The following is a 25,283-nucleotide window of genomic DNA, read 5'->3' as shown; positions in this document are numbered from 1 at the left end:
CGCCGCCCGCCGCGAGCTGCGCGGCGGCCGGGGCCAGGATGCCGGAGGCGCCGACGACGAGCACGCCCGCGTCCGTCATCAGAACGCCTGCGGACCGACCGCGGCGCCGGAGCGCCCCTGCAGGAAGTCGAGATCGAGCCCCTCGTCGGCCTGGGTGACGTGCTCGATGTAGAGGCGGGTCCAGCCGCGCTCGCTGCCCGGCACCGTCGGCGGCTGCCAGTCCGCCCGGCGCGCCTCGAGCTCCTCGTCGGAGACGTGCACGTGCAGCGAACGCCCGGCCACGTCGAGGGTGATCGTGTCGCCCGTGCGCACGAAGGCGAGCGGTCCGCCCGCGGCGGCCTCGGGCACGACGTGCAGCACGACGGTGCCGTACGAGGTGCCGCTCATCCGCGCGTCGGAGATGCGCACCATGTCGGTGACGCCCGTCTCGAGGATCTTCCGCGGCAGGGCGAGGTTGCCGACCTCCGGCATGCCCGGGTACCCCTTCGGCCCGACGTTGCGCACGACGAGGATGTCGTCGGGCGCGACGTCGAGCTCGGGGTCCTCGGCGTCGGCGAGGTAGGCCTGCAGCGTGTCCCAGACCAGCGCGCGCCCGGTGTGCTGCATCAGCCGCGGGTCGGCGGCCGACTGCTTGATGACCGCGCCGCGGGGAGCCAGGTTGCCGCGCAGCACGGCGATGCCGGAGCCGACGGGCTTGACCGGGTGGTCGAGGGGGCGGATCACCTCCCGGTTGAAGACCTCCGCGCCGGCGTAGTTCTCGCCGAGCGTCGCGCCGGTGACGGTGAGCGCGTCGCGGTGCAGCAGCTCGCCGAGCGTTTCGGCGAAGCCCGCCGTGCCGCCGGCGTACTCGAAGTCCTCCATGAGGAAGCGCCCGCTCGGCATGAGGTCGGCGAGCACCGGCACGTCCCGCACGAGCGTGTCGAAGTCGTCGAGGGTGAGCTCGACTCCGACCCGGCGGGCGAGCGCGAGCAGGTGGATGACGGCGTTCGTCGAGCCGCCGAGCGCGGCGTTCGCGCGAACTCCGTTCTCGAAGGCCCGTCTGGTGAGGATCTTCGAGGGCCGCAGGTCCTCGGCGACCATCTCGACGATGCGCCGGCCGGCCAGGTGCGCGGCGGCCTGCCGCCGCGAGTCGTTCGCGGGCAGCGAGGCCGTGCCCGGAAGCTGCATCCCCATGAACTCCGAGACGCAGGCCATCGTCGAAGCGGTGCCCATGGTCTGGCAGTGCCCCTGGCTGCGGGCCATGCAGCCCTCGGCCTCGGTGATCGCGGTGTCGTCGATGAGCCCGGCACGGTGCGCCTCGGTGAACTTCCACACCGAGGTGCCGGAGCCGATGTCGGTGCCGCGATGCTTGCCGTTCAGCATGGCGCCGCCGGTGATGAGCAGGGCCGGCAGGTCGACGGAGGCGGCGCCCATGAGGTAGGCCGGGGTGGTCTTGTCGCAGCCCGCGAGCAGCACGACGCCGTCGAGGGGGTTCGAGCGCAGCGTCTCCTCGAGGTCCATGGCCATGAGGTTGCGCAGCAGCATCGCCGTCGGGCGCACGATCGGCTCCCCCGCCGAGGTCGTGGGGAACTCGAACGGCACGCCGCCGGCCTGCCAGATGCCGCGCTTCACGTATTCGGCGAGGCCGCGCAGGTGCAGATTGCAGCTCGTGAGCTCGCTCCAGGAGTTCGCGATGCCGATGATCGGCCGGCCGCGGAAGCTGTCGTCGGGCAGCCCTTCGCTGCGCAGCCACGAGCGGTGCATGAACCCGGTCTTGCCCTCGGCGCCGAACCACTGCTGGCTGCGCAGCCCGTCGCCCCACTCGTGGGTGGGCACACCGCCGCGCGCGGCGAAGGCGGTCTCGTCCGCGGCGCCGGCCGCCTCGGCGCCGGCCGCCTCGGCGGCGGCGAGCTCGGCGGCCTCGCGCTCCTCCTTACCGAGGTTGCGGGCGGTCATGCGAACCTCGGCAGGTGCGCCGCCTGGGCCGCGATGAGCTCGTCAGCGAGGGCCGCGGCGCGGTCGGCGTCGGTCACCGCGCCGTCGGCGATCATCGCCTCGACGACGAGGCCGCGATCGCCGGTGAGGGCGGCCTCGACCGCGAGGTCGACGGAGCTGAGCCGGCGAGCGAGGATCGCGGTGAGCGGCCTGCCGAGGTCGGGCACCGAGACGGGGCGGATGCCTCGCGCCGTCGCGACGCCGGGGATCTCGACGGCCGACCACTCGGGCAGGCCTGGCACCATGCCTCGGTTCACGACGTTGCAGCTGAACATCTCGCGGCGGTCGAAGGTGATCGAGCGGATGATCGCGATGAGCTGCTCCTGCTCGCCGCCCGAGCGTTCGAAGATCGACTGGTCGAGCGGCTCCTCGCCGAGCGCCTGGCGCTTCATGCCCTGGTAGCGGTTCTCGCCCCACTCCAGGATCTCCGGCAGGCTGAACGCGTCGATGCCGAGCTGCTTGCCGTAGTAGTCGCCCGAGGCGAAGCGCTCGGGGAAGAACTCGACGACGTGCCGGTCGCCCGCGGCGGCGAAGGCCCCGTAGCGCTCGAACAGCTCCCAGGCGAACGGGTTGTGCCAGGCGGTCGGCGTCTCGTAGAAGATGTTGCCGATGTCGGCCGGGTCGGGTGCCTCGGCGAGCTCGCGGCGCACCCGCTCGCGGATCAGCGGCCAGGCGTCGCGGCCGTTCCAGCGGAAGTCGTAGATGAAGGTGAGGTGGTTGATGCCGGCGTAGAGCGTCGACGTCTCCTCGAAGGGGGCGTCGATGAGCTGGGCGAGCTCGCGCTGGATGTGGTGCATGCCGTGGCAGAGCCCGACGACGTCGAGGCCGGTCTGCTGGTGGATGGCCTGCACGTTCGCGGTCATCGGGTTCGAGTAGTTGAAGAAGAACGCCTCGGGCGCGAGCTCGGCGATGTCGCGCGCGATGTCGACGAGCACCGGGGTGGTGCGGAGCAGCCGCGAGATGCCGCCCGGCATGATCGAGTCGCCGACCGGCTGGAAGACGCCGTGCTTCTGCACGATCTCGTGGTCGAGCTGCCAGGCGGGCCGGCCGCCGACGCCGACGCAGGTGACGATGAAGTCGGCGCCGGGCAGCACCTGCCGCCGCTCGGTGGAGCGGACCACGCGGATCGTCTCGCCCACCCCGCGCGCCGCGACCATCGACTCGGCGAGGTCGGCGGCGACGTCGAGCGCGACCGGGTCGACGTCGACGAGGCGGATCTCCCACGCGCCGAGGTCCTCGGCGCCGATGAGGTCGGCCAGCAGGCCGCGGGTGAACACGGCGGATCCTGCGCCGATCAGGACGAGTACTCGACGGTCGATGCTCATGGTGCTCCTTCGCAGTCCTTCCAGGGTGCTACGCGGCGAGCCGCGAGCGGTAGACGAAGCGGTTGCGCAGTTCGCCGATGCCCTCGACGCCGGCGGTGACGACCTGCCCGTGCTGGAGGTAGCGCGGCGGGGTGCGGAAGCCGCCCGCCCCGGCGGGGGTGCCGGTGAGGATGAGGTCGCCGGGCTCGAGCGTGACGCCGTCGCTGACGAAGGCGAGGATGGTCGGCACGTCGAAGATCATCTCGGCGGTGTCGTCCTCCTGCAGGAGCTCGCCGTCGACCTCGGCGTAGATGCGGTGGCCGCCGGGCTCGCCGAATTCGTCGGGCGTGACGAGCCAGGGCCCGAGCGGGGTGAAGGTGTCGAAGGACTTGCCGCGGGTCCACTGCACGTCGCCGAACTGCACGTCGCGCGCCGAGACGTCGTTCGCGACGGTGTAGGCGGCGACGTCAGCGAGCGTCGCCGGGGTCGCGCCGCCGCAGCGGCGGCCGATGAGGAGGGTGAGCTCGGCCTCGAAGTCGACGCCCTGGGTGAGGTGGTCGGGCACGATCACGTCGCTCGCCGGGCCGGTGAGCGACGTCGCGTACTTCGCGAAGGTGAGCGGGCGCTCGGGCTGGGCGAGCCCGGTCTCGGCGGTGTGGTCGACGTAGTTCAGGCCGACGGCGATGAGCTTGCCGGCGTCGGCGACCGGGGCGAGGAACTCGAGGCCCTCGACGTCGAGCTCGGCCCAGTCGGCGGTGCCGCCGGCGGCTGCGGCGGCGATGGCCTGGAGGGCGTCGTCGGCGTGCCCGGCGGGGGCGACGCGCGTCGAGCGCTCGTCACGCACGACGAGGCGGGGCTGTCCGTCGACGAGGACGCGGGCGATTCTCATTGCTCTCCTTCGGGATGACGTTGCGCCCATCGTGTCACAAATAGGCACATATGAGCAAGAATAAGCAGATGCATTCAGAAATGACCGAGATCGTCGGGGCAGACCGTGCCACCGCCGGACCCGCTTCCATCGCGCAGGGCGTGTACGGCGCCCGGGGAAACCTCGAACTCCTCGCCTGCGACGCGGTGGACGGGCTCTGGGTGTTCTGGTTCAACGCGGACCACGACGACGACCCGCTGCAGACCCCCGAGGTGCCGCCCGGCCGCTGGAGCGCGGGCCTGCACTTCGCCGCGGGTGCGCGCTACGTCGACGCCCAGATCGTGCAGTCGCCGCTCGGCCCGAACCACCTGGAGGTGCTCGCCCTCGACGCCGAGGGGGGCCTGCAGAGCTGGTACTGGTCGCCCGAGGCCGCCTTCACCCGGCGCGGGACGGATGCCGCGAGCGACGTCGCCCGCTTCCGCCTCGGCGAGCCGGACGACGAGGGGGCGCTCCGGGCGACGACCCTCGGCGGCGACGGCCGCATCCGGGGGTTCGCGTCCGCCCCGCTCCCCTACCCGGAGCGCAGCTGGCACCCCGCGAGCGCGGGGCCGGCGCTCGACGACGAGCGGGCCGTGCGCCGGCTCGGAGAACTCGGCGTTCTGCATCGGGTCGTGCCCGGCACCGCGCGCTCGGCGGACTCGACCCGGCACGGCGGCACCGTCGAGCTGGTCTGGCGCGAGCACGACGGCCTGCTGCGCCACCGCGGCGTGCCGGTCTGACCGAGCGGGCGCCGCACGAGGGGCGGCCGAGCGGCGCCCGGGCGGACGCGAACGGCGGGCACAGCGAGGGGCCGGCCACCGGCCCGGCCCCTCGCTCCGCTAGTTGATGCGGTGGATCATCGTGTTGGCGAACTGGTAGCGGTAGCCGGCATCCCGCACCACCTGATCGTGGCGCGGGCTCTGCCCATACGACGAGCCGTGCAGCCAGACGAACGCCGGCGCCTCCTGCCCGGTGACCGCCTCCAGCTGGCGCTTCGACTCGACGACCTCGCGTTCGAGGTCGGCGTCGGAGAAGACGCCGTCGAAGCCCTCGTGGTGCGCCGTGTGCGGGAAGACGACGTGCCGCTTCGAGATCTCGGCCACCTCGTCCCAGTTCATCGCGATGCGACCGCCCTTCGTGTCCTCCTCGACGAGCGAGATCCAGTGCGCCCGGGCGAAGGCCTCCTGGTGCTCCGGATCGCAGTCGACGAAGGAGGTGGCGATCGGGAACCAGCCGGTGAGGCCGAGCTCGTCGCAGAGCGGGGCCGCGACCGTCACCGAGTTGCGGTAGCCCTCGTAGAAGACGGGGATGACGCCCGGCTTGTCCTTGTGCCAGGTGCCGGTCTCGAACAGCCGGTCGAGGTCGTCGAGGGTCACCGGGGCGTAGTCGCGGGCGAAGCCGGCGAGCTCGCTCGCGAGCTCCGCGCGGGCCCCGCGCGGGGTCGAGTGGTAGTTCACGACGCGGATGAAGTGGCCGCGCTGCAGCTGCTCGCGCTGGGCGTCGAACGAGGGCCTGGTCATGCGTGGGGTCCTTCCGTGACGGACGCGGCGTCCGTGATCGGCGCCGCACCGGGCGCGAAGTGGGTGTAGGCGAGCACCTGCATCGCGGTGATGACGGCGCCCTCGTCGTCGGCGCGCGCCCACGGCACGAGCTCGGCCGAGTAGCGGTCGAAGACCTCGGCGAAGGCGCGGCCCTCGGCGAGCTGGGCCGGGGTCGCCGCCTCGGGGATGCTGCCGCGCTCGTCGGCGAGGCCGAGCACCATGGGGATGCCCTCGCGCTCGAGCCGGCGGTCGTGGCAGGCCCGCATGAGGCCGAGGATGTCGCCGGCCGCGAGGAGCTCGGCCGCGCTCGGCTCGCCCTCGTGGGCGCTCGGCCCGGACACGGTTGCTGACATGGGTGGTCCTAACTCTGGGGATCGATGGGGGAGGAGACGACGGCGAGCAGCTGGGCGACCCGCTCGGCGATCGCCTCGCGGGCCGCGGCGAGCGCCGCCCGCGGGTCGGTGCTGGAGCCGAGCGTCGCGCGGAGGGCATCGGAATAGGCGGCCGACAGCTGCGTGCCGACGTTGACCTTGCGGATGCCGGCGGCCACCGCCGAGCGGATGCCCGCGTCGGCGACGCCGGAGGAGCCGTGCAGCACGAGCGGCACCGGCACGGCCGCCGCGAGCCGGGCGATGAGCGCGTCGTCGGGGCGGGCCGTGCGGTCGGTCATCGCGTGCGAGGTGCCGACCGCGACCGCGAGGCCGTCGACGCCGGTCGCGGCGACGAAGGCGGCCGCCTCGGCGGGGTCGGTGCGGACGCCCGGGGCGTGCGCGCCGTCCTTGCCGCCGATCTCGCCGAGCTCGGCCTCGACCCACAGCCCGGCGCCGCGGCCGAACTCGGCCACCCGGGCGGTCTCGGCGACGTTCTGCTCGTAGGGCAGCCGGGAGGCGTCGAACATGGCCGAGCCGAAGCCGAGCTCCGCGGACTCGCGCACGAGCGCCTCCGACTCGCAGTGGTCGAGGTGCAGGGCCACCGGCACCTCGGCGTCCTCGGCGAGCCGGCGGCAGGCCGCCGCGATCGGCGCGAGGCCGCCGTGGAAGCGCACCGCGTTGTGGCTCACCGAGAGCAGCACGGGCAACCCCGCGCGCTCGGCGCCGGCGACGATGCCCTCGGCGTACTCGAGGGTGATGACGTTGAAGGCCGCGATCGAGGGCAGGCTCGCGCCCAGCCCCGCGACCAGGCGGGAGGTCGGGGTCAGCATGTCTCGACGGTCACCCCGGCTTCGCGCAGACGCTCCAGCACCTCGGCATCCGCGCCGTCGTCGACGATGAGACGCGAGATGCCGCTCGTCGGCACGAGCTTCGCGGGCCCGCGCTTCGCGAGCTTCGAGTGGTCGGCGAGCACCGTGAGCCGCACCGCCGAGGAGGCGAGGGAGCGGTCGGTCTGCGTCTCCGAGAGGTTCGTGCCCGTCACGCCCATCTCCGGGTCGACGCCGAACGCGCCGGTGAACGCCTGGTCGATGCCGAACTCGTCGAGGCCCGAGATCGTGAGGTGACCGAGGAGGCTCATCTCCTGCCGCCGCAGCAGCCCGCCGAGCACGATGATGTCGATGTCGGGGAACTGCGCGAGCCGGCTCACCACGGTCAGGCTGTTCGTGAGCACGGTGAGCCCGGGCACGGAGCCGAGGAACGGCAGCATTGCCTCGGTCGTGGTGCCGCCCGTGATGAGGACCGTGGAGTTCGGCTGCACGTGCGCGGCCGCGGCCCGGCCGATGCGCTGCTTCTCCTCCGCGTAGGCGGTCTCGCGGAGCGGCCGGAGCGGCTCCACGTCGTCCTCGACCTGCGCCGCGCCGCCGTGGACGCGCTCGATGAGTCCGCGGTCCTGCAGCTCGTTCAGGTCGCGCCGCACCGTGGAGGTGCTGACGCCGAGCAGCTTCGCCATCTCGTTGACGGAGCCCGCGCCGTAGGTGCGGATGTAGTTGAGCAGCTCGCGCTGTCGCTTCGGCCCGATCAGGGGCTCAGTAACCGGCTGCACGGTCCACCTCATTCACCAGCGGCCGTCGCTCGGCCAGTCGAGTCACGTTCTCGACCACGAGATCGAGCGTTTGTGCATGGTACTGCGGCGCGAGTCCCGCGACGTGCGGTGTGATCAGCGCGCCGGGTTCCGACCACCAGAGCGAGTCGGGGCCGAGCGGCTCCTCGTCGAAGACGTCGAGCGCGACGCCGGCGATGCGCCCGGCACGCAGGCCCGCGAGCAGCGCGGTCTCGTCGACGATGCCGCCGCGGGCGATGTTCACGACGTAGGCCCCCTCCGGCAGCAGCGCGAGCTCGCGCTCGCCGATCAGTCCGCGGGTCTCCTCGGTGAGGGGCACGACGACGACCAGGAAGTCGCTCTGCGCGAGCACCTCGTCGAGCCGGCCGATCGGGAACAGCTCGGCCGGATCGTCGGCGGCCGCGCGGCGCCCGGTGTCGAACTTCTCGCCGCCCTGCCGCCGCGCGCCCGAACGGCTGACGCCGAGCACCCGCATGCCGAGCACCTCCGCGAGGCGCGAGATCTCGCGTCCGATGCGGCCGTAGCCGACGATGCCGACCGTGGCGCCGGCCAGCTGCCGCGGCGTCAGCGTCGCGAGCCGCTCGGCGTTCGACGGCCAGCTGCGCTCGGCGCGATGCCGTTCGATGCGAGGCATCCGGTGCGCGAGCTCGAGGATCGCCATCGTCGCGTACTCCGCCATCGGCACCGGCGCGATGCCGCCGAGCGTCGCGATCGGCACGCCGCTCGCCCAGAGCGGGGTGCCGCGCACGTGATCGACGCCCGAGGTGTCGAGCTGCACGCCGCGCAGCGCCGGCACGGCGGCGGGCTCGGGGAACCAGTCGCCCGTGTGCAGCAGTTCGATGCGGCCGAGCGTCTCGGCCGGCACCTCGGCCCCGGTCTCGGCCCGCACGATCTCGATGCCGGGCACGCGCCGGGCGAGCTCGTCGAACCAGTGGTCCGGCAGCGGCAGCGTGCAGAGATAGCTGATGGTCACTTGATTCCACTCCTCGCGAAGCCCTGGACGAAGTATCGCTGGAAGAACACGAACAGCAGCACCATCGGCAGCACCGCGATGAGCGAGAGCGCCATGATCGCGTTGTAGTCCGGCGAGGTCTGGTTCTTCAGGTACAGCAGACCGATCGGCAGGGTGAATAGCTCGTTGTCCTTCAGCGCGATGAGCGGCCAGGCGAAGTCGTTCCAGCTGCCGAGCAGGGTGAGCAGGGTCAGCACCGCGATGAGCGGCTTGCAGAGCGGCAGCACCACCTGCAGGAAGATGCGCAGCTGGCCGGCGCCGTCGATCCGGGCCGCCTCGATCACCTCGTCGGGGATGGAGAGGAAGAACTGCCTGGCGAGGAAGATGCCGAAGGCGGCGGCCGCGCCGGGCAGGATGACGCCCCAGTAGCTGCCGTAGATGCCGAGGCCGGAGACGAGCTTGAACTGCGCCACCATGATCGCCTGCACGGGGATCATCATGGTCGCGAGCCCGAGCAGGAAGATGCCGTTGCGACCGCGGAAGCGGAGCCGGGCGAAGGCGTAGCCGGCGAGCAGGTTCACGATGACCGTCAGCGCGGTCACGAAGGCGCCGATCACGACCGAGTTGCCGAACCAGTCGAGCACCGGCACCCGGTCGAACACCTTCGCGAAGTTCTCGAGCGTCAACGTGCTCGGCCAGAGCCGCAGGCCCGGCTCGAAGACCTCGCCGCGCGGCGAGAAGGCCACGACGAGCATCCAGTACAGGGGGAAGACGACGATCAGGGCGACGAGCGCGACGAGGATCGTGCGCCACACGATGCCCTTGCGTTCGCTCGAGTATCGGCGGCGGCGCTGCACGCGGGCGGCGCCGCGCGGGCCGAGCAGTTCGGCGTCGGCGATCTCGAGCACCGAGGTGGTCTGTGCCACGATGCGCTCCTATTCCACGAGGTCTCGGGTGCGGTTCGTCTTCCACTGGATGAAGGTGAAGACGAGGGTGATGAGCAGGATGACGATGCCGATCGCGGCACCGTAGCCCTGCTCGCGGATCTGGAAGCCGTTCCGGTACGCGTAGGTGACGAGCACCGAGGTCGCGTTGCCGGGGCCGCCGCCGGTCATCACGAAGATGAGGTCGAAGACCTGGAAGGAGGCGATGACGTTCATGATCAGCAGGAAGAAGGTGGAGGGGCCGACGAGCGGCACCGTCACCGAGCGGAACTGCTGCCACTTGCTCGCCCCGTCGATACGGGCGGCCTCGTAGAGCTCGGGCGAGATGGACTGGAGTCCGGCCAGGTAGATGATCATGTTGAAGCCGAGCCGCAGCCAGATCGCGGCGATCACGACGGAGACCATCGCCGGGGTGCCCTGCGACTGCCAGCCGATGGCGTCGAGCCCGAGCGCCTGCAGCACCTTGTTCACGAGGCCGTTCGACTCGTAGAACAGGATGACCGCGATCATGCCCGATGCGACGCCCGAGATCACCATGGGCAGCACGATGATCGTGCGGAAGAGGCCCCGCGCCGGGATCACCGAGTTCAGCAGCACGGCGAGGCCGAGCCCGCCGGCGAGCTCGATCGGCACGGTCGCGACCGTGAAGACGAGCGTGTTCGCGAGGCTCTGCCAGAACACCGGGTCGGCGAGCAGCTTCGCGTAGTTCGCGGCGCCGACCCACTCGGGATCGCCGAAGCCCTTCGTCTCCTGGAAGGAGAGGATGAGCGCCCAGACGATCGGGATGAAGAGGAAGAGCGACATCAGCACGAGGTTCGGCGCGACGAACCCCCAGCCGACGAGCGACTCCTTGAACCGGGCGGCGCGACGCGCCGCCCGCGGCCGGGGCGACGCGCTCGCGCGCTCCCGGCCACGGGCGGTCAGAGCGGTCATTACTTCGCCGCCTCCTCGATCGCGGCCGAGAGGTTCGCGAGCGTGTCCGCCGTCGACTGACCGCCGATGAAGGCCGCCTCGAGCTGGTCCTGCAGGGCGGTGTTGATGGCCGCCATCGCCGGGGAGGTGAGCTGCTTCACGTCGCCCGGCTCGATCGTCGCGGCCTGGTCGACGAAGACCGGCATGACGTCGGGGCGGATCTTGAACTGCACGGCGTCGCCCTCGAGGTCGAGGCGGGTCGGCAGCTCGTTCGTGTTGGCGCAGAACTCCGACATGGCGTCGGCCGAGACCATGAACTTCAGGAACTCGGCGGCGAGCTCGGGGTTCTTCGTGCCCTTCGTCGCGACGAGGGCGTTGCCGCCGAGGTCGGTCGCGCCGCGCTCGTCGCGGGGCATCGGGATGGCCGTCCAGTCGAACTTCGCGAGGCTGTCGATGTCGGGCACAAGGAAGGAGCCGACGAAGGCCATCGCCGCGGTGCCCTCGGTGAAGAGCGAGTCCGCGTAGACGGTGCCCTTGGTCGAGCTCGTCGGCGGCACCCACTGCTGCTCGAAGAAGCTCTTCGTGAAGTCGAGCGCCTTGGCCCCCTCGGGCGAGTCGATCGTGGCGGTGTCGCCGTCGAGGAAGGTGCCGTCGGCCTGGAAGAGCCAGCTCAGCCAGCGCGGCGCGCCGCCCAACTGCCAGTTGTAGACGAAGGGGTACTTGTCGGCGGGCAGCGCGGAGCGCAGCTCGCCGGCGACCGCCGCGAACTCGTCCCAGGTCCAGGCGTCGTCCTGCGTGGTCGGCAGCGAGGCCGGGTCGATGCCGGCATCCTTCACCATCTGCGTGTTCACGAGGAGGGCGGAGACGTCGGTCTGGTGCGGTACGCCGTAGGGCACGCCCTCGTAGGAGACGGCCTCCCACATCGCCGGGGTGAACTCGGCGATCTCGTCGTCGCTGAACGAATCGCTGAGGTCGAGGAGCTGGTCCTGGCTCGAGTAGACGCCGAGGTTGCCGTAGTCGACGCGGAAGATGTCGGGGGCGTCGCCGGAGGCGAGCTGCGCGTCGATGTTGGAGAACATCTGGTCGTAGGGCACGACGTTCAGCTTGATGTCGGTGCCCTCGTGCTCGGCCTCGAACTGGGCGATGAGGTCCTTGAACGTGGTCTCCTCGGACTCGCTGCCCCAGGTGGTGAAGGTCAGCGTCTGATCGCCGCCGCCACCGGAGCCGCCTCCGCCGAAGCCCGCGCATCCGGACAGCACCAGGGTGCTCGCGGCCACCAGGCCGACTGCGCCGAAGAGGCGCCCTGAGCTCAGTTTCACGCTTCGATCTCCTTCGTTGTGATCGGATGCCTCGTCGATGCGGCATCCCGGCGCAGCTTCAATGCTGGCCCATCTGTGATCGGACGCGGCCTCGATGCTGCGCTGCGTCTCTCGGTCCTGGCAGTATTCAACAATAGCCTCAATTCGTCAATAGCTTTCATTCTTTGCTCATTTCTGATTGACTTTGCTCGAATTGCCGCGACCGACGGCGACGAACCAGGAAGCACGCGAGATGAACGAACCCATCGCCGAGCCGGCCGCGATCACCCGGGCGGAGCTCACGAGCCAGCCCGAGATGTGGGCCCGCGCCATCGAACTCGACCCGCAGCACCGAGCCCTGCTGCCCGGGCCCGACGAGAAGGTCCTCGTCGTCGGCTGCGGCACCTCGTACTACGTCGGCGATGCCTACGCCTACCTCCGCAACGACGCGGGGCTGCCCCGCACCCGCGCCGCGATCCCCAGCGAGCTCCCCTGGATCGAGGACGACGAGCACCTCGTCGTGATCTCCCGCTCAGGCACCACGGCCGACGTCGTCGAGTTCGTCGAGCGCTACCGCGACACCCACACGATCACCGCGATCCTCGGCGACACCGACACCCCGCTCGGGCGCCTCTGCGCCGACCGCACCGTGCACCTCGGCTTCGCCGACGAGCAGTCGATCGTGCAGACGCGCTTCGCGACCACCGGGCTCACCGCCCTGCGCGCCTCGATCGGGCTCGCCGACGAGCAGCTCGTCGCCGACGGCCGCGCCGCCCTCGCCGCCGAGCTGCCGATGGCGCCGGCCGACATCGAGCACATCGTCTTCCTCGGCCACCGCTGGAGCGTCGGGATCGCGCAGGAGGCCGCCCTCAAGGTGCGCGAGTCGGCCGGCTTCTGGACCGAGGCGTACTCGATGTGGGAGTACCAGCACGGGCCCATCTCCTGCGCCGGCCCGAACACCCTCGTCTGGTTCCTCGGCGAGGCCCCGGAGGTCATCGTCGACGACGTGCGCGCGACGGGCGCCACGAGCTACGTGAACGGCCTCGACCCGCAGGGGAACCTGCCGCTCGTGCACCGGCTCGCGGTCGAGCTCGCAACGCTGCGCGGGCGCAACCCCGACACGCCCCCGTTCCTCAACCGCTCGGTCCTGGTCACCGACTGATGCCCGTCGTCACCGTCGCGAGCCGCGAGCACCCGCGGCTGCGCGAGCTGCTCCTCGCGGTCGCCGACGCGGTCGCCGGGGCGCTCGGGCTCGGCGCCGGCCAGGTGATCGCGCTCGCGACCCCCGCGCCGCTGTCCGTCGCGAGCGGCGACACGGCCTCCGCAACGGAGGCATCCGGACCCCGCCCGAGCGGCGGCTGGGCCGTCGTCACCGTGCACGGCTCCGACCGTGGCGAGCCGGCGACGACGCGCGCCTGCGACGCGGCGGCCCGGGCTGCCGCAGACTGGAGCCGGAGCGCCGGCGTCGAGTTCGAAGGAGTGTGGTGCGAATGGCAGCGGCCGAGGTGACCGGAGGGCGGCTGCTCGTCGTCGGCGAACTGTGCGTCGACCTCATCATCGACGTCGACGGCGAGCTGCGCTTCGGCCAGCACGAGCAGCTCGTCCGCGCGACGACGCTCACCATGGGCAGCTCCTCGGCGATCACCGCGTGCGGCGCGGCCGCGCTCGGCATCCCGACCGCCCTGCTCAGCGTGCGCGGCGACGACGCCTTCGGCCGCTTCCTCGACGAGGAGCTCGGCCGGCGCGGCGTGACGACCGATCGCGTCCGCGTGGACCCGAGCCTGCCGACCGGCGCTTCGACGCACCTCACCCGGCCCGACGGCGACCGGGCTATCCTCACCTCGATGGGCTCGATCGGCACGGTCGCCGCCGAGGAGGTCGACGACGAGCTGCTCGCCGGCGTCGGCCACCTGCACGTCGGCAGCTATTTCCTGCAGCACGCGCTGCACCCGGGAGCCTCGGCGCTGTTCGCCCGCGCCCGCGCGCTCGGCGTGCAGACCTCGGTCGACGGCAACTTCGACCCCGCCGAGGAGTGGGACTCGGGCATCCTCGCGCTCCTCGCGCACTGCGACGTGTACTTCGGCAACGCCGAGGAGCTCTGCAGCATCACCGGCCGCGACCGCTTCGACGACGCCGTCGAGGGGGTGCTCGACGTCATGCCGGCGGGCGGGGTCGTCATCGGCAAGCTCGGCGCCGAGGGCGCGGTCGCCGCGCGCCGTCGCGACGGCGCGACCGAACGGATCGTCGCCTCGACGCCCGCCGTCGACGGTCCGCTCGTCGATACGGTCGGCGCGGGCGACACCCTCGCCGCGGGCTACCTCGCCGCGCGGCTCCGCGGCCTCCCTCCCGAGCCCGCCCTCGCCCTCGCGGTCGCCTGCGGCACCGCGTCCACGCGGGGCGCGGGCGGGGTCGGCGCGCAACCCGACTTCGCGACGGCGAGCGCGCTCGCCGAACGAGTGGCGGTCACCCGCTCCTAGCCACGACGTGCCCGACGTTCATGAACGTCGGGCACGTCGGAATCGTGGGCTATATTCAGAGAATGGTGAATATAACGGGATCGCTCGTCCGCCCGGGTGCCGAGCTCGGCTACGAGCTCGCCGAGGGCGACGGCACGGACCGGATCCCCGTCGTGCTCACCCACGGCGCCGGCATGGACCGCGGCATGTACGACGCGCAGTTCGCGGCGCTCGCGGCGGCCGGGCACCGTACCGTGCGCTGGGACCTCCGCGGGCACGGCGCATCCCGGCTCGACGCCGGCACGCGCTTCACCGCGGCCGACGCCCTCGACGACCTCGCCGCGCTCATCGACGCGCTCCGGCTCGACCGCCCCGCGCTCGTCGGCCACTCGCTCGGCGGCAACCTCTCGCAGGCCTTCGTGCGCGCGCACCCCGACCGCGCCGCCGGGCTCGTCGTGCTCGATTCCACCTGGAACGCCGGGCCGCTGAGCGCCGGCGAGCGGTTCGCGCTGCGGCTCGCGGCGCCGATGCTCGGGCTCGTCCCCGCCGAGCGGCTGCCCGGCCTGATGGCGCGGGCGTCCGCGGTCACCCCGGAGGCGATCGCCCGCACCAAGGCGATGTTCGCCCGGATGCCGAAGGCGGTGTTCCTCGACGTCTGGCGCGCGACCGTCTCGCTCGTCTCCCCCGAGCCCGGCTTCCGCAGCCTGGTGCCACTCGCGCTCGTGCGCGGCGCCGAGGACCGCACCGGCAACATCGCCACCGCGATGCCCCGCTGGGCGGCGGCCGAGGGCGTCGCCGAGCGCGTCGTCCCACGGGCCGGGCACATCGTCACGCTCGACGCGCCCGACGCGGTGAACGAGCTCCTGCTCCAGCTGCTGGCAGCATGGCACGGCCGGCCGCCGAGCGCAGGAGGGACCGCCGCATGAACGATGCCGAGGAGCAGCGCTTCATCGACGTGATGGGCGAGACGCTCGCCTCGTGGCAGCTCGCCCGGGCCACCGGCCGCGTCTACGGATATCTGCTGCTGCGGGCCGAGCCCTCCTCGTCGGAGCAGCTGCGCGAGGCGCTCGGCCTCAGCGCCGGCGCCGTGAGCCAGGCCACCCGCGAGCTCGCCGCGTGGGGGCTCGCCCGCACGATCCCCCAGCCGGGCAGCCGCCGCCTCCTGGTCGAGGCCGCGGGCGGCTTCGAACAGCTCCTCGCCGCGAGCCACGAGCGGTCCCGGGCGTTCATCCGCGCCCTCGAGGCGGCGGAGCCGCTCACCGACGACGCGCACGCCGCCGAACGCCTGCGCGCGGTCACCGGCCTCTTCAGCGCCTACGTCGACGCCGGCGAGCAGATGCTGCGCTCCCGCCGTTGACGCGGGCGGCGCGCTTCGCTAAGCAGAGGGGGACCGACGCGCGCCGGCCAACGAATGCTGGGCCCGGCGTCGCGACTGCGACGCGTCGGACGGGGGGAAGCTCATGTCTGGGATCCGGGGCGGCCGCACGGCCGGAGCCGCACTCGCGGCCGTCATGCTCGTCACGATGCTCGGCGGCTGCGCCGGAGGCGGCGGCCCCGACCCGGTGGGCACCTGGGGCGATCCCGACGGCGCCTACCTGGAGCTCGAGAGCGGCGGGGCCTTCACCGGCAGCGACGGCTGCAACCGCCTCACCGGCAGCTGGACGATGGAGGACGACAACATCTCCTTCGACGACGTCGCCTCGACGCGCATGGCGTGTCCGGACACCGAGGCGCTGCTCGAAGGCCTCGACACGGCGAACGTGTCGGGCGACACCATGACGGTCTACGCCGACGACGAGGCGCAGATCGCGACGCTCGATCGCGCCCCCGTCAACTCCTGACGGGTGCCGCGACCTCGACCTCGAGGCGCGCGCCGCCGAGCGACGACGGCGCGAGCTCGACGCGGCCGCCGCGCAGTCCGAGCCGTTCGGAGGTGCGGGCGAGCCCGTTCCAGCGGGGCGAGTCGGGCAGGCCGACGCCGTCGTCCTCGACCGTCGCGCGGACGCGCGGCGCGCCGGCGCCGTCGACGTCGCTGACGCCGACCATCACCCGGATCGTCGTCGCCGCACCGTGCCGGAGCGCGTTCGTGATGCCCTCCTCGATGCCGCGCACGACGGCGATGCGCTGCGCGACGGCGTCGTCGCCGCGGTCGAGCGCGAGGTCCGCCTCGGGGTCGACCTCGGCGGTGATGTCGATCTCCGCCGGCACCCGGCGCACGAGCGCCCGGATGGCGTGGGCGAGGCTCACGTCGACGCCGACCGGATAGAGCAGGTTGCTGAGCTCGCGCACGTCGTGCTCCCGCATCCGCTCGAGGTCGCGGCGCAGCCCGGCGAGCTGCGCGAGCGCGGCCTCGCTCCAGCCCTCCTCGACCCCGCGGCGCTGGATCGCGTCGATCGCGGCCTGGCTCAGCACCAGCCGCCCCTGCAACGTGCCGTGCAAGCCGTCGGCCACCTCGCGGCGCACCCGCATCTCCTCCGCGGCCAGCTCGGCGAGCGCCGTCGACGCCCGCAGCCGGTGCTCGGCCTCGGCGCGCTCGTGCTCGCGCAGCCGCACGCGGGTGCGCACCTGCGCGAGCGCGAGGCCCAGCGCGACCGCGATCACCACGGCGACCGAGCACACCTCGACGAGGCTGACGTCGAGCTCGGGGGCGACGTAGATGCCGAGCAGCAGCTGCAGCCCGTGCCGGGCCAGGGCGACCGGGAGGGCGATCGCGAGCACCGCGCCCGCCGCGGCGAGGGGCCGCCGCTCTTCGAGCCGCACGAAGGCGGCGAGCAGCAGCGCGATCGCGACGGTGACGAGGTTCGTCATCAGCCGGTCGGGCAGCTGCGGGGCCTCGGCGATGAGCTCCGAGGTGGCGACCCGCTCCGGGCGGTAGATGAAGATCGTCTGCAACGTCGAGCCGATCGCGAACGCCGTGAGCAGCACGCCCGCCGTGAACAGCAGCACCCGCCGGTCGTCCGCCCGGTCGCGCGCCTCGAGCGCGCTGCTCGCGACCGTCGGCGTCGAGGCCGTCGGCGCCGCGCTGCGGGCGCGCGGGCTCATGCCCCGGCCCCGCCGGGGGCGCCGTCGCGCACGAGGTGCAGGGCCGCGGCGACCCGGCTGTTGAGGTCGCCGTCGTCGCGCACGCCCAGCGTCGAGTAGACGGCATTCAGCAGGTTGTCGACGGAGTGGTTCGAGATGCCCATGTCGCGGGCGATGGCCGCGTTCGACAGCCCCTCGGCGAGCAGGCGCAGCGCGTGCAGCTGCCGCGGGGTGAGGCCGGCGAGCGCGCTGCCGCGGCGTGGGCGCAGGCGGCCCAGGAGTTCCGGGTCGAGCATGCTCGCGCCCCTGGCGCTCACCCGCAGGGCCCGCAGCAGCGTCTCCCGGGAGGTGGAGGAGACCTTCGAGAGGTAGCTCCAGCCGGCGCGTTCGCGGTCGGGCAGGGCGAGCAGCAGCTCCATCAGGTCGTGGCTGGAGAGCAGCACGACGCCGAGCCCGGGGCGCGCGCGCCGCAGCTCGCGGCCGAACTGGAAGCCGTTGCCGTCGGGCAGCTCGATGTCGAGCAGCACCACGTCGGCCTCGGCATCCGCCGCAAGAGCCCGCGCTTCGGCGATGCCGGCGGCCGCGGCGACGAGCTCGAACCCGGGCTCCGCACGCACGAGGTCGCTCAGCAGGGAACGGAACAGCGCCTGGTCCTCGACGAGGATGACTCGGATGGCTGGTTCGGCGCTCATGACTCGTCGAGAGTCTAGCGGGGCGGGGCATGGCGATCGGGGCGGAGGATGCACCTCCGCCCCGATCGCCAAGACGGGTGGTCGGCTCAGAGCTGCGCGCGACCCTCGCCTCGGCGCCTTCGGGTGATGACGCTGATCCAGATGCCGGCGAGCAGGAGCAACAGGGCCCCGCCGCCGGTGAGTGCGACGGCCTCGATCGACACGTCCCGGCCGGTGGCGGCGAGGTCGTCCGCCGACACCACGGTGAGCCCGGTCACGATGCTGCGGAGGCCGCCCTCGGGCGAGAGGCCGTTGATCTGCAGCGTCTCGGCGCCGAGCCGCAGGCCCGTGGGCAGGGTCAGCGTCGCGGTGAAGGAGCCGTCGGCGGCCGCGGTGGTCTCGCCGAGGCCGAGCTCCGCGCCCAGCAGCCAGAAGTCGAGCGCGCTGCCGCCCTGGAAGCCGGAGCCGCTGATGCGCAGCGCGCCGCCCGCGGGCACCGCGAGGGTGCCGTTCACGAGCGCCACAGGCTTGCCGTCGGGCCCGACCGCCTGCACGCGCACCGCGAAACCGTCGCCCGAGATCACGAAGGCGTCGCCGTCGGTGCGCGTCGTCACGGGCTCGTCGACGCCGCTCAGGCTCGAGGCGGCCTTGCCCGCGGCGAGCTTCGGCAGGGCACCCGAGGAGCTGCGGACGGGCTGCAGCACCGGCGTGGCGGTCTGGGCCGGGGATGCCGCGCCGGGCCCGGCCTCGGTCACCGCGCGCACCGACACCTGGCGGGGCACGCCGTTGCCGAGCCCCTCGATGACGATCGGGCTCGTCGTGGTGCCGGCGGGGATCCAGGTCTTGCCGCCGTCGATCGAGTACTCGTAGTCGCTGATCGGCGAGCCGCCGTCGCTCGCGGGCGGGGTGAACGCCACGGTGAGGGTGCGGTTGCCCGGCGTGATCGAGTCGATCGTCACGGCGTCGGCGGGGCGGCGGGGCGTGGCCGAGGCATCCGCCGCCGGTCCGCTGCCGGCCTCGTTCAGGGCCGAGACCCGGAACGCGACCGGGGTGCCGTTCGCGAGCCCCGTGACGGTGGTGCTCGTCGCGGTGCTGCCGGTGTCGGCGACGACCGTCGTCCACGTGGTGCCGCCGTCGAGCGACTGCTCGACGCGGTAGCCGGTGACGGGCGCGCCGCCGGTGTCGGCCGGGGCCGTCCAGCTGAGCTCGACGCGCGCGTCGTCGGGCGTCGCGACGAGCGGGGCGGGGGCGCCGGGCGTGGTGCGCGGCGTCGTCAGCGCCGTCTCGGCGTGCACGCCGGTGCCGGCGGCGTTGATCGCCGAGACCCGGAACGCGACCGGCTCGCCGTTGCGCAGGCCGGTGGCCGTGTAGCTCGTGGCCGGGGTCGGCGCGAGCAGGGCGGACGGGCGCAGGGCCTGGCCGCGCAGCAGCGTCGGCAGCGGGGTGCCGGTGTCGGCGACGATCGTCGCCCAGGTGAGGCCGCCGTCGATGGACCGCTCGATGCGGTAGCCGGTGACCGGCGACCAGCCGTCGGCGACGGGGGCGGTCCAGGCGAGCTCGACCGTGGTGTCGCCGGGCGTCGCGGTGACGGGGGCCGGCGCGGCCGGCTTCGTGTACGGCACGGCCTCGTTGCTGATGGCCGCCCACGGGCCCTGTCCGTTGGCGTTCAGGCCGGCGACGCGGAACACGTGCGGCGTGCCCGCGGTCAGGCCGAGCACGGTGGTGCTCGTCGCGGCGGAGCCGGTGTCGTCGGTCGCGGTCGTCCACGACTCGCCGCCGTCGGTCGACCACTCCACGGCGTAGCCGGTGATCGCGGCGCCGCCCTCCCAGACCGGGGCGGTCCAGCTGACGACGGCGCGCTCGAACCCGGCGACGGCGCTCGTGGCGGTGCCCGCGCCGGGGCCGGTCGCGGCGACCTCGAGGCTGACGGTGAGCGACTGCCGCGCGGTCTTGGCGGGGTGCGGGCCGCCCGGCGAGCGGTCCTCGGCCGAGATCTCGAACTCGAAGCGCTCGCTGTCGTCGCGCTGGCGGGCGTCGGCGGCCGCGGCATCCGGCACGAAGGCGTACGCCCCGGTCGCGCCGTCGAGGTAGAGCGTGCCGTAGCTGCCGCGCTTGCGCTGCGTGTAGGTGACGCCGTCGATCGTCGTGGTGGCCGGCTCGCCGCCGACGATGGCGCTCGTGATGGGGCTGTCGGGGTCGGTGGCGTCGAGCGTGCCGGTGGTCGTGGGGTAGCTCTGCGCGCCGTCCTGGTTGACGAGCGTGATCGGCGCGACCGGCCCGAACGAGGGCTCGTCGTCGACGGCGGTGATCGCGATCGCGACGCTGCCGGCCGCGGAGACCTGGCCGTCGGCGTCGGCGGCGGTGATCTTGATCGTGCGGCTGGCCGCGGGGTCGTCCGAAGCGTTGTGGTACTGCAGCTTGTCGCTGATCGAGGCGGCGACCGCGTCGGTGACCTTCGTGCCGAAGACGCGCACGTTGTCGATGAGCAGGGTCGCGCCCGCGGCCCGGCCGCAGGTCTTGTCCTGGGTGCCGCCGACGAACACGAAGCGGTACTCGCCCGAGGCGGGGATCACCGTCTCCTTGGTGACGAAGGCGTTGACCTCGTTGCCGCCGGTGGCGTCGAGCACCGGGGTCTGCGCGCCGGTCGCGGTGTTCAGGATGTAGCCGTAGACGTGGAAGTCGTCGGAGCCCTGGAACGCGCGCCAGTCGAAGGAGATCTTGTCGTTCGCCGCGGCCTCGAAGGGGTTGCTGTACACGGCCGGGCCGTGCACGACATCGCAGCCCTCGGCCGTCTGCATGTCGCTCGTGAGCTCGAGACTCGTGGCGCCGTGGCTCGCGTCCACGGTGCTGAGTCGCACCGTGTAGCTCGCCGACACGGGCGCCGCGTCGTCGTCGAGCGGGGCGTTGGCGCCGCCCGAGAGGCCCGCGTAGGTGCTCTGATCGATGGTGCGGACGCCGGCGATGGTGGTGACGCCGAGGTCGACGCGGTCCTGGATGACGGTCCAGCCGCCGATGCTGTCGTCGTCCTCGAAGCTCGGGTTGTCGAAGGGGCTCGCGAACACGATGCGCAGCGCGCCGTTCGCCCCGGCGCGGTCGGATGCCACGGCGCCGATCAGGTCCGCACCGGTGCCGTTGCCGAGGTACACGCTCGTGCCGGCGATGCTGACGACCCCGGCCGTCGTATCGGCCGTCTCCGCGGTGAGCAGCGAGAGGGTCTCGTCGGCGGTGCCGCCGTCGACCGCGAAGTCGAGGTAGCCGCCGCCGTAGCCCGAGCCGCCGGCGAAGCTGACCTGCTCGCCGACGGAGACGGGCGGGGCCTGCTCGACGTAGGCGACGGGCTCGCTCGGGCCGGTGACGCTCGGCGGCGCGGCGACCGCGGCCATCGGCTGCGCGGCGAGCGCGAGCGAGGCGGCGACGCCGCAGGCGGCGAATCGGATGAGGTGGCGGGAGCGCGCCGGGCGCGCGGTCGGGGTGGCGGCAGCAGCCTGCGAAGTCATGTAGGGACGCCTTCGGGTCTGGCGCCCTGCCTCGGCGGCGCCCCGGTTGAGCCGGAACGTCTGGTGCGCGGACGCGCACAGGCGGCAGGACGCGATCAGCCTAGGAACGGGCCCCGCGCGGGCCACAGGGAGAAAACTCCTCGCGCGCACCCCCAGCTCGGGTGGATTCGGGCCCCAAGCCGAGGCGCTCGCTGCGCCCGCTCGGCTCGCTCGGGCCGCTCAGCTCACTCGGCTCGCTCAGCTCCCGCGGATGCGGGCGTACGCGGCGAGCGCGCGCTCCCGGGTGAAGGGCAGCTCGACGATCGGCATCCGGCCGGCGCTGTCGGGCGCCCAGCGGCCGACGTAGCGGCCCTCGGGGTCGAACTTCTTCTCCTGCAGCAGCGGGTTGAAGATGCGGAAGTAGGGCGCGGCGTCGGCCCCGCAGCCCGCCACCCACTGCCAGTTGAACGGGTTGCTCGCCTGGTCGGCGTCGACGAGGGTGTCCCAGAACCAGCGCTCGCCGACGCGCCAGTCGGTGAGCAGGTTCTTCGTGAGGAACGAGGCGGTCACCATCCGCACGCGGTTGTGCATGGCTCCGGTGCGCCAGAGCTCGCGCATGCCGGCGTCGACGAGCGGGAAGCCGGTCTCGCCGCGCTGCCACGCGCCGACGAGCTCCGCGTCGGGCTCGGCCCACTCGAAGGCGTCGAAGCGGCGGTCGAGGTTGCGCTCGGCGAGATCCGGGGCGTGGAACAGCGTGTGCCAGGCGAACTCGCGCCAGCCGAGCTCGCCGAGGAACGCGGCGGAGGCGCGGCCGGGCTCGGTGGCGCGGTGCCACACGGTGCGCGGGCTGAGCTCGCCCCAGCGCAGGTGCGGCGAGAGGTTCGAGGTGGCGTCGATGGCGGGCACGTCACGGTCGTCGGCGTAGTCGTCGACGCGCTCGTCGAGGAAGGTCTCGAGCCGCTCGAGGGCGGCGGCCTCCCCCGGCTGCCAGGTCTCGGCGAGCCCGCCGGCCCAGTCCGGACGGGTGGGCAGCAGCTCCCAGTCGTCGAGGCGGTCGGAGCGCACCTCGCCGGCCGCGTCGCGGAGCGAGTCGGGCGCCTCGAGCGGGCGCGCGGGCGGCGGGGCGGCGAGGCACGCGCGCCAGAACGGCGAGTAGACGCGGTACGGGCCGCCCTCTTTCGTGGTGATCGTCCACGGCTCGTGCAGCAGGCCGCCCGGCAGGGAGTCGGCGGCCAGGCCCGCCTCGCGCAGCTCGCGTTTCAGCGCGGCATCCACCTCGCGTTCCGCGCCGCCGTAGCGGCGGTTCCAGAGCACGCGGTCGGCGCCCGCCTCGGCGACGACGCGCGGCACCTCCTCGCCGGCCGGGCCGCGGCGCAGCACGAGGGTCGCGCCGAGCTCGGCGAGCGAGGCGGCGAGCGCGGTGAGCGAGTGGTGGAGCCACCAGCGGGCGGCACCGCCGAGCGGGCGGATGCCGGCGGATGCCTCGTCGAGCACGTACACGCAGACGACGCCGCCCGGGTCGTCGGCGGCGGCCGCGAGCGCGGGGTGGTCGGCGATCCGCAGGTCGTCGCGGAACCAGACGACGGTGGTCACGAGCTCGCTCCCGCGTGCTCGCGCGCGCCGGCCTCGGCCTCGGCGGTGATGCGGTTCGCCATGCCGGCGAAGATGATGCCGTGGAAGGGGAGAATGGCCCACCAGTACAGCCGTCCCGCGAGCCCCTTCGGGAAGTACACGGCGCGCTGGTGGTAGCGGGAGCCGCCGCCGGGCGCCTCCTCCGCCGAGAGCTCGAGCCAGGCCCGGCCCGGCACCCGCATCTCGGCGCGCAGCCGCAGCGAGCGCCCGCGCTCCAGCGACTCGACCCGCCAGAAGTCGACGACCTCGCCCTCGTGCAGCTCGTGCGGGTCGCGGCGACCACGCACGAGGCCGACGCCGCCGACGAGCTTGTCGATCCAGCCGCGCACCGCCCAGGCGAGCGGGAACGAGTACCAGCCGTTCTCGCCGCCGACGCCCTCGATGACGCGCCACAGCTCGGCGGCGGGGGCCGCGCAGGCGCGGGTGCGCTCGTCGGTGAAGACGGTGTGGCCCGCCCAGTCCGGGTCGCTCGGCAGCGGGTCGCTCGGCGCGCCGGGGGCGGCGGCGTTGCGCCAGCTCGTCTCGACCTCGCCTGCGCGCTCCCGTTCGAGGGCGAGGCGCACGGCGGTGCGGTAGGGCAGCAGGCCCTCGGCGGGCGGCGGGATGACCGCGTCGATGTCGTGGTCGTGCATGACGCAGTCGTACTGCAGCGACTCGATGATGGGCACGGCGAGCCGGCGCGGGATGGGGGTGACGAGGTTCACCCACTGCCCCGCGAGCCACGGGGTCAGCACGGGCAGTGCGGCGATGGGCCGCTGCGGCAGGCCCGCCTCGACCGCGTAGCCGTTCATGAGCTGCCCGTAGCGCAGCACGTCGGGCCCGCCGATGTCGAAGGCGCGATTCACCTCGGGCGGCGCGTCGAGCGCCCCGATCAGGTAGTGCAGCACGTCGCGCACCGCGATCGGCTGGATGAAGGAGCGCACCCAGCGCGGCGCGGGCATGTAGGGCAGCACCTCGGTGAGGTGGCGGATCATCTCGAAGGAGGTCGAGCCGGAGCCGATCACGACGCCCGCCTGCAGCACGATCGTCGGCACGCCCGAGCGCAGCAGGATCTCGCCGACCTCCGCCCGCGAGCGCAGGTGGCGCGACAGCGGCACGCCCGGCGGGTGCAGGCCGCCGAGGTAGACGATGCGGCGCACGCCGTGCTCGCGCGCCGAGGCGGCGAACTGCTCGGTCATGGCGCGCTCGCTGGCCTCGAAATCGCCGGGCGCGCCCATGGAGTGCACGAGCCAGTACGCGGCATCCGCACCGGTCATCGCCTCGTCCACCGCCCGGCGGTCGGTGAGGTCGCCCTCGACGATCTCGACGTCGCCGGCCCAGGGGGCCTCGGCGAGCCGGGAGGGATGCCTCGCGATGAGCCGCACCTCGTGGCCGGCCGCGAGCAGCCTCGGGACGAGCCGTCCCCCGAGGTAGCCGGTCGCGCCGGTCACGAGCACCTTCATGGCGTCGGCAGCCACTCCGCGGTGCGCTCGACGAAGCGTTCGAGCTCGTCGAGGGACCCGCTCGGGGTGATCGCGCGCAGCACGAGCTCGTCGACGTGGCCGTCGTAGGCGGCGAGCCGCTCGGCATCCGCGATGGTCGTGTCGAGGGCGCCGAAGCCGAGCCGGGCGAAGTTCGCCGCGTAGGCGGGGAACGACTGGTAGCGCGCGGACTCCTCTTCGAGCGGCGGGCGGGCGGCGGGCTCGACGATGGTGCGGGCGTAGAGCACGGCGCGCACCTCGCGGCCGGCGGCCTGCCGGTGCAGCTCCTCGCGGGCGGCCTCGCCCGCGTCGGGGGTGAGCCAGTTCAGCAGCACGGCGTCGGCCTCGTGCGCGGCGAGCTCGCGCATCTTCGGGCCGAGCGCGCCGACCGCGAGCGAGGCCGAGGTGCGGGCGCGGAGCTCGGCGAGGCCGTCGCGCACGAGCCCGAGCGGCTTGTCCGCGCGCCCCGAGCCGATGCCGACGACGGTGCGCTCGGCGGGCAGGCCGTCGAGGTCGAGGGAGGCCGCGGGCCGGCGGTCGAGCGGGATGACGCCCGTCGCGAGGCCGAGCCCGCTCGTGACGGCGGCCGCTTCGCGGAGGCCGGCGAGCGAGTCGCCGCCGGGCACGTCGTTCAGCCAGAGGGCGTGGAAGCCGAGCCGTTCGATGCGCGGCGCGAGGGCCCGCACGTGCTCGGCCGGCGTGGTGCCGATGAGTCCGATCGAGTACGCGGTGGCCATGTCGGT

General features: G+C 73.3%; 24 protein-coding genes. 7 read left to right on the top strand and 17 right to left on the bottom strand.

Annotated elements, in window-relative coordinates:
* Positions 1 to 78: 78 nt before the first annotated feature.
* Genes IEY71_RS00200 through IEY71_RS00190 form a run of 3 tightly spaced genes read right to left on the bottom strand, consistent with a single transcriptional unit; the run spans position 79 to position 4,167 of the window.
* Entirely contained in the window at positions 79 to 1,935 is a 1,857-nt protein-coding gene (locus tag IEY71_RS00200) for an IlvD/Edd family dehydratase (protein ID WP_189083312.1), read from the bottom strand.
* Positions 1,932 to 3,299, bottom strand: coding sequence for a family 4 glycosyl hydrolase (locus tag IEY71_RS00195; protein ID WP_189083311.1), 1,368 nt, complete (start codon positions 3,297 to 3,299; stop codon positions 1,932 to 1,934). Before IEY71_RS00195 ends, IEY71_RS00200 begins: the two co-directional genes overlap by 4 nt.
* Positions 3,300 to 3,327: 28 nt before the next feature.
* Positions 3,328 to 4,167, bottom strand: coding sequence for a fumarylacetoacetate hydrolase family protein (locus tag IEY71_RS00190; protein ID WP_189083310.1), 840 nt, complete (start codon positions 4,165 to 4,167; stop codon positions 3,328 to 3,330).
* Between the two features lie 80 nt (positions 4,168 to 4,247).
* Here IEY71_RS00190 and IEY71_RS00185 point away from each other — a divergent pair, with 80 nt between their 5' ends.
* Positions 4,248 to 4,925 carry a hypothetical protein gene (locus tag IEY71_RS00185; protein ID WP_189083309.1) on the top strand — a complete coding sequence of 226 codons (678 nt, stop codon included), beginning with the start codon at positions 4,248 to 4,250 and terminating at the stop codon, positions 4,923 to 4,925.
* A 99-nt stretch (positions 4,926 to 5,024) separates the two neighbouring features.
* Here the strand turns inward: IEY71_RS00185 and IEY71_RS00180 are convergent, their stop codons facing one another.
* Genes IEY71_RS00180 through IEY71_RS00145 form a run of 8 tightly spaced genes read right to left on the bottom strand, consistent with a single transcriptional unit; the run spans position 5,025 to position 11,845 of the window.
* The gene (locus tag IEY71_RS00180; RefSeq protein ID WP_189083308.1) at positions 5,025 to 5,705 is read right to left on the bottom strand and encodes a polysaccharide deacetylase family protein; all 681 of its coding nucleotides are present in this window, start codon (positions 5,703 to 5,705) and stop codon (positions 5,025 to 5,027) included.
* On the bottom strand, positions 5,702 to 6,079 hold the full coding sequence (locus tag IEY71_RS00175; RefSeq protein WP_189083307.1) for a hypothetical protein: 378 nt from the start codon (positions 6,077 to 6,079) through the stop codon (positions 5,702 to 5,704). The genes IEY71_RS00180 and IEY71_RS00175 overlap by 4 nt, the downstream gene beginning before the upstream one ends.
* An 8-nt stretch (positions 6,080 to 6,087) precedes the next feature.
* On the bottom strand, positions 6,088 to 6,927 hold the full coding sequence (locus IEY71_RS00170; RefSeq protein WP_189083306.1) for a class II fructose-bisphosphate aldolase: 840 nt from the start codon (positions 6,925 to 6,927) through the stop codon (positions 6,088 to 6,090).
* Positions 6,921 to 7,700 (bottom strand): DeoR/GlpR family DNA-binding transcription regulator, encoded by a 780-nt coding sequence (locus IEY71_RS00165; protein WP_189083305.1) that lies wholly within the window; start codon positions 7,698 to 7,700, stop codon positions 6,921 to 6,923. The genes IEY71_RS00170 and IEY71_RS00165 overlap by 7 nt, the downstream gene beginning before the upstream one ends.
* Positions 7,684 to 8,691 (bottom strand): D-2-hydroxyacid dehydrogenase, encoded by a 1,008-nt coding sequence (locus IEY71_RS00160; protein ID WP_189083304.1) that lies wholly within the window; start codon positions 8,689 to 8,691, stop codon positions 7,684 to 7,686. Before IEY71_RS00160 ends, IEY71_RS00165 begins: the two co-directional genes overlap by 17 nt.
* Complete coding sequence (locus IEY71_RS00155) at positions 8,688 to 9,596, bottom strand: carbohydrate ABC transporter permease (RefSeq protein ID WP_229781462.1); 909 nt, start codon at positions 9,594 to 9,596, stop codon at positions 8,688 to 8,690. Before IEY71_RS00155 ends, IEY71_RS00160 begins: the two co-directional genes overlap by 4 nt.
* 9 nt (positions 9,597 to 9,605) lie before the next feature.
* A complete protein-coding gene (locus IEY71_RS00150) occupies positions 9,606 to 10,547 on the bottom strand; it encodes a carbohydrate ABC transporter permease (protein ID WP_189083303.1) in 942 nt (313 codons plus the stop codon).
* Positions 10,547 to 11,845, bottom strand: coding sequence for an ABC transporter substrate-binding protein (locus tag IEY71_RS00145; protein ID WP_189083302.1), 1,299 nt, complete (start codon positions 11,843 to 11,845; stop codon positions 10,547 to 10,549). The genes IEY71_RS00150 and IEY71_RS00145 overlap by 1 nt, the downstream gene beginning before the upstream one ends.
* Positions 11,846 to 12,077: 232 nt before the next feature.
* On the opposite strand from IEY71_RS00145, the gene IEY71_RS00140 reads away from it, so the two are divergent.
* From IEY71_RS00140 to IEY71_RS00115, 6 genes are all read left to right on the top strand, one after another.
* A complete protein-coding gene (locus IEY71_RS00140; protein WP_189083301.1) occupies positions 12,078 to 12,986 on the top strand; it encodes an SIS domain-containing protein in 909 nt (302 codons plus the stop codon).
* On the top strand, positions 12,986 to 13,333 hold the full coding sequence (locus IEY71_RS00135; protein WP_189083300.1) for a hypothetical protein: 348 nt from the start codon (positions 12,986 to 12,988) through the stop codon (positions 13,331 to 13,333). Before IEY71_RS00140 ends, IEY71_RS00135 begins: the two co-directional genes overlap by 1 nt.
* Positions 13,315 to 14,301, top strand: coding sequence for a carbohydrate kinase family protein (locus IEY71_RS00130; RefSeq protein WP_189083299.1), 987 nt, complete (start codon positions 13,315 to 13,317; stop codon positions 14,299 to 14,301). The genes IEY71_RS00135 and IEY71_RS00130 overlap by 19 nt, the downstream gene beginning before the upstream one ends.
* 62 nt (positions 14,302 to 14,363) lie before the next feature.
* Positions 14,364 to 15,206 carry an alpha/beta fold hydrolase gene (locus tag IEY71_RS00125; protein ID WP_189083298.1) on the top strand — a complete coding sequence of 281 codons (843 nt, stop codon included), beginning with the start codon at positions 14,364 to 14,366 and terminating at the stop codon, positions 15,204 to 15,206.
* On the top strand, positions 15,203 to 15,637 hold the full coding sequence (locus IEY71_RS00120; RefSeq protein ID WP_189083297.1) for a GbsR/MarR family transcriptional regulator: 435 nt from the start codon (positions 15,203 to 15,205) through the stop codon (positions 15,635 to 15,637). Before IEY71_RS00125 ends, IEY71_RS00120 begins: the two co-directional genes overlap by 4 nt.
* Before the next feature lie 103 nt (positions 15,638 to 15,740).
* A complete protein-coding gene (locus tag IEY71_RS00115) occupies positions 15,741 to 16,121 on the top strand; it encodes an META domain-containing protein (protein WP_189083296.1) in 381 nt (126 codons plus the stop codon).
* On the opposite strand, the gene IEY71_RS00110 is transcribed toward IEY71_RS00115, so the two are convergent.
* The 6 genes from IEY71_RS00110 to IEY71_RS00085 all read right to left on the bottom strand — a co-directional run bounded on the left by IEY71_RS00110 (position 16,111) and on the right by IEY71_RS00085 (position 25,277).
* Positions 16,111 to 17,322 (bottom strand): sensor histidine kinase, encoded by a 1,212-nt coding sequence (locus tag IEY71_RS00110; protein WP_189083295.1) that lies wholly within the window; start codon positions 17,320 to 17,322, stop codon positions 16,111 to 16,113. The two genes, IEY71_RS00115 and IEY71_RS00110, sit on opposite strands and share 11 nt — an antisense overlap.
* Complete coding sequence (locus IEY71_RS00105; protein WP_189083294.1) at positions 17,319 to 17,993, bottom strand: response regulator; 675 nt, start codon at positions 17,991 to 17,993, stop codon at positions 17,319 to 17,321. Before IEY71_RS00105 ends, IEY71_RS00110 begins: the two co-directional genes overlap by 4 nt.
* 86 nt (positions 17,994 to 18,079) lie before the next feature.
* A complete protein-coding gene (locus IEY71_RS00100) occupies positions 18,080 to 21,469 on the bottom strand; it encodes a fibronectin type III domain-containing protein (RefSeq protein WP_189083293.1) in 3,390 nt (1,129 codons plus the stop codon).
* Between the two features lie 237 nt (positions 21,470 to 21,706).
* Entirely contained in the window at positions 21,707 to 23,041 is a 1,335-nt protein-coding gene (locus IEY71_RS00095; protein ID WP_189083292.1) for a cryptochrome/photolyase family protein, read from the bottom strand.
* The gene (locus IEY71_RS00090; RefSeq protein ID WP_189085006.1) at positions 23,038 to 24,522 is read right to left on the bottom strand and encodes an SDR family oxidoreductase; all 1,485 of its coding nucleotides are present in this window, start codon (positions 24,520 to 24,522) and stop codon (positions 23,038 to 23,040) included. The genes IEY71_RS00095 and IEY71_RS00090 overlap by 4 nt, the downstream gene beginning before the upstream one ends.
* The gene (locus tag IEY71_RS00085; RefSeq protein WP_189083291.1) at positions 24,519 to 25,277 is read right to left on the bottom strand and encodes an LLM class flavin-dependent oxidoreductase; all 759 of its coding nucleotides are present in this window, start codon (positions 25,275 to 25,277) and stop codon (positions 24,519 to 24,521) included. Before IEY71_RS00085 ends, IEY71_RS00090 begins: the two co-directional genes overlap by 4 nt.
* Between the last annotated feature and the right edge of the window lie 6 nt (positions 25,278 to 25,283).

This window comes from Agromyces mediolanus (genome assembly GCF_014648575.1).
GTDB lineage: Bacteria > Actinomycetota > Actinomycetes > Actinomycetales > Microbacteriaceae > Agromyces > Agromyces mediolanus.
This window is presented reverse-complemented; position numbering and strand designations above follow the sequence as displayed.

Coding starts and splice junctions, on each gene's coding strand:
- IEY71_RS00105 (WP_189083294.1), bottom strand. CDS start 17,993: ATGAGCGCCGAACCAGCCATCCGAGTCATCCTCGTCGAGGACCAGGCG.
- IEY71_RS00195 (WP_189083311.1), bottom strand. CDS start 3,299: ATGAGCATCGACCGTCGAGTACTCGTCCTGATCGGCGCAGGATCCGCC.
- IEY71_RS00175 (WP_189083307.1), bottom strand. CDS start 6,079: ATGTCAGCAACCGTGTCCGGGCCGAGCGCCCACGAGGGCGAGCCGAGC.
- IEY71_RS00125 (WP_189083298.1), top strand. CDS start 14,364: ATGGTGAATATAACGGGATCGCTCGTCCGCCCGGGTGCCGAGCTCGGC.
- IEY71_RS00180 (WP_189083308.1), bottom strand. CDS start 5,705: ATGACCAGGCCCTCGTTCGACGCCCAGCGCGAGCAGCTGCAGCGCGGC.
- IEY71_RS00190 (WP_189083310.1), bottom strand. CDS start 4,167: ATGAGAATCGCCCGCGTCCTCGTCGACGGACAGCCCCGCCTCGTCGTG.
- IEY71_RS00200 (WP_189083312.1), bottom strand. CDS start 1,935: ATGACCGCCCGCAACCTCGGTAAGGAGGAGCGCGAGGCCGCCGAGCTC.
- IEY71_RS00150 (WP_189083303.1), bottom strand. CDS start 10,547: ATGACCGCTCTGACCGCCCGTGGCCGGGAGCGCGCGAGCGCGTCGCCC.
- IEY71_RS00130 (WP_189083299.1), top strand. CDS start 13,315: ATGGCAGCGGCCGAGGTGACCGGAGGGCGGCTGCTCGTCGTCGGCGAA.
- IEY71_RS00090 (WP_189085006.1), bottom strand. CDS start 24,522: ATGAAGGTGCTCGTGACCGGCGCGACCGGCTACCTCGGGGGACGGCTC.
- IEY71_RS00185 (WP_189083309.1), top strand. CDS start 4,248: ATGACCGAGATCGTCGGGGCAGACCGTGCCACCGCCGGACCCGCTTCC.
- IEY71_RS00170 (WP_189083306.1), bottom strand. CDS start 6,927: ATGCTGACCCCGACCTCCCGCCTGGTCGCGGGGCTGGGCGCGAGCCTG.
- IEY71_RS00115 (WP_189083296.1), top strand. CDS start 15,741: ATGTCTGGGATCCGGGGCGGCCGCACGGCCGGAGCCGCACTCGCGGCC.
- IEY71_RS00120 (WP_189083297.1), top strand. CDS start 15,203: ATGAACGATGCCGAGGAGCAGCGCTTCATCGACGTGATGGGCGAGACG.
- IEY71_RS00135 (WP_189083300.1), top strand. CDS start 12,986: ATGCCCGTCGTCACCGTCGCGAGCCGCGAGCACCCGCGGCTGCGCGAG.
- IEY71_RS00110 (WP_189083295.1), bottom strand. CDS start 17,322: ATGAGCCCGCGCGCCCGCAGCGCGGCGCCGACGGCCTCGACGCCGACG.
- IEY71_RS00140 (WP_189083301.1), top strand. CDS start 12,078: ATGAACGAACCCATCGCCGAGCCGGCCGCGATCACCCGGGCGGAGCTC.
- IEY71_RS00100 (WP_189083293.1), bottom strand. CDS start 21,469: ATGACTTCGCAGGCTGCTGCCGCCACCCCGACCGCGCGCCCGGCGCGC.
- IEY71_RS00085 (WP_189083291.1), bottom strand. CDS start 25,277: ATGGCCACCGCGTACTCGATCGGACTCATCGGCACCACGCCGGCCGAG.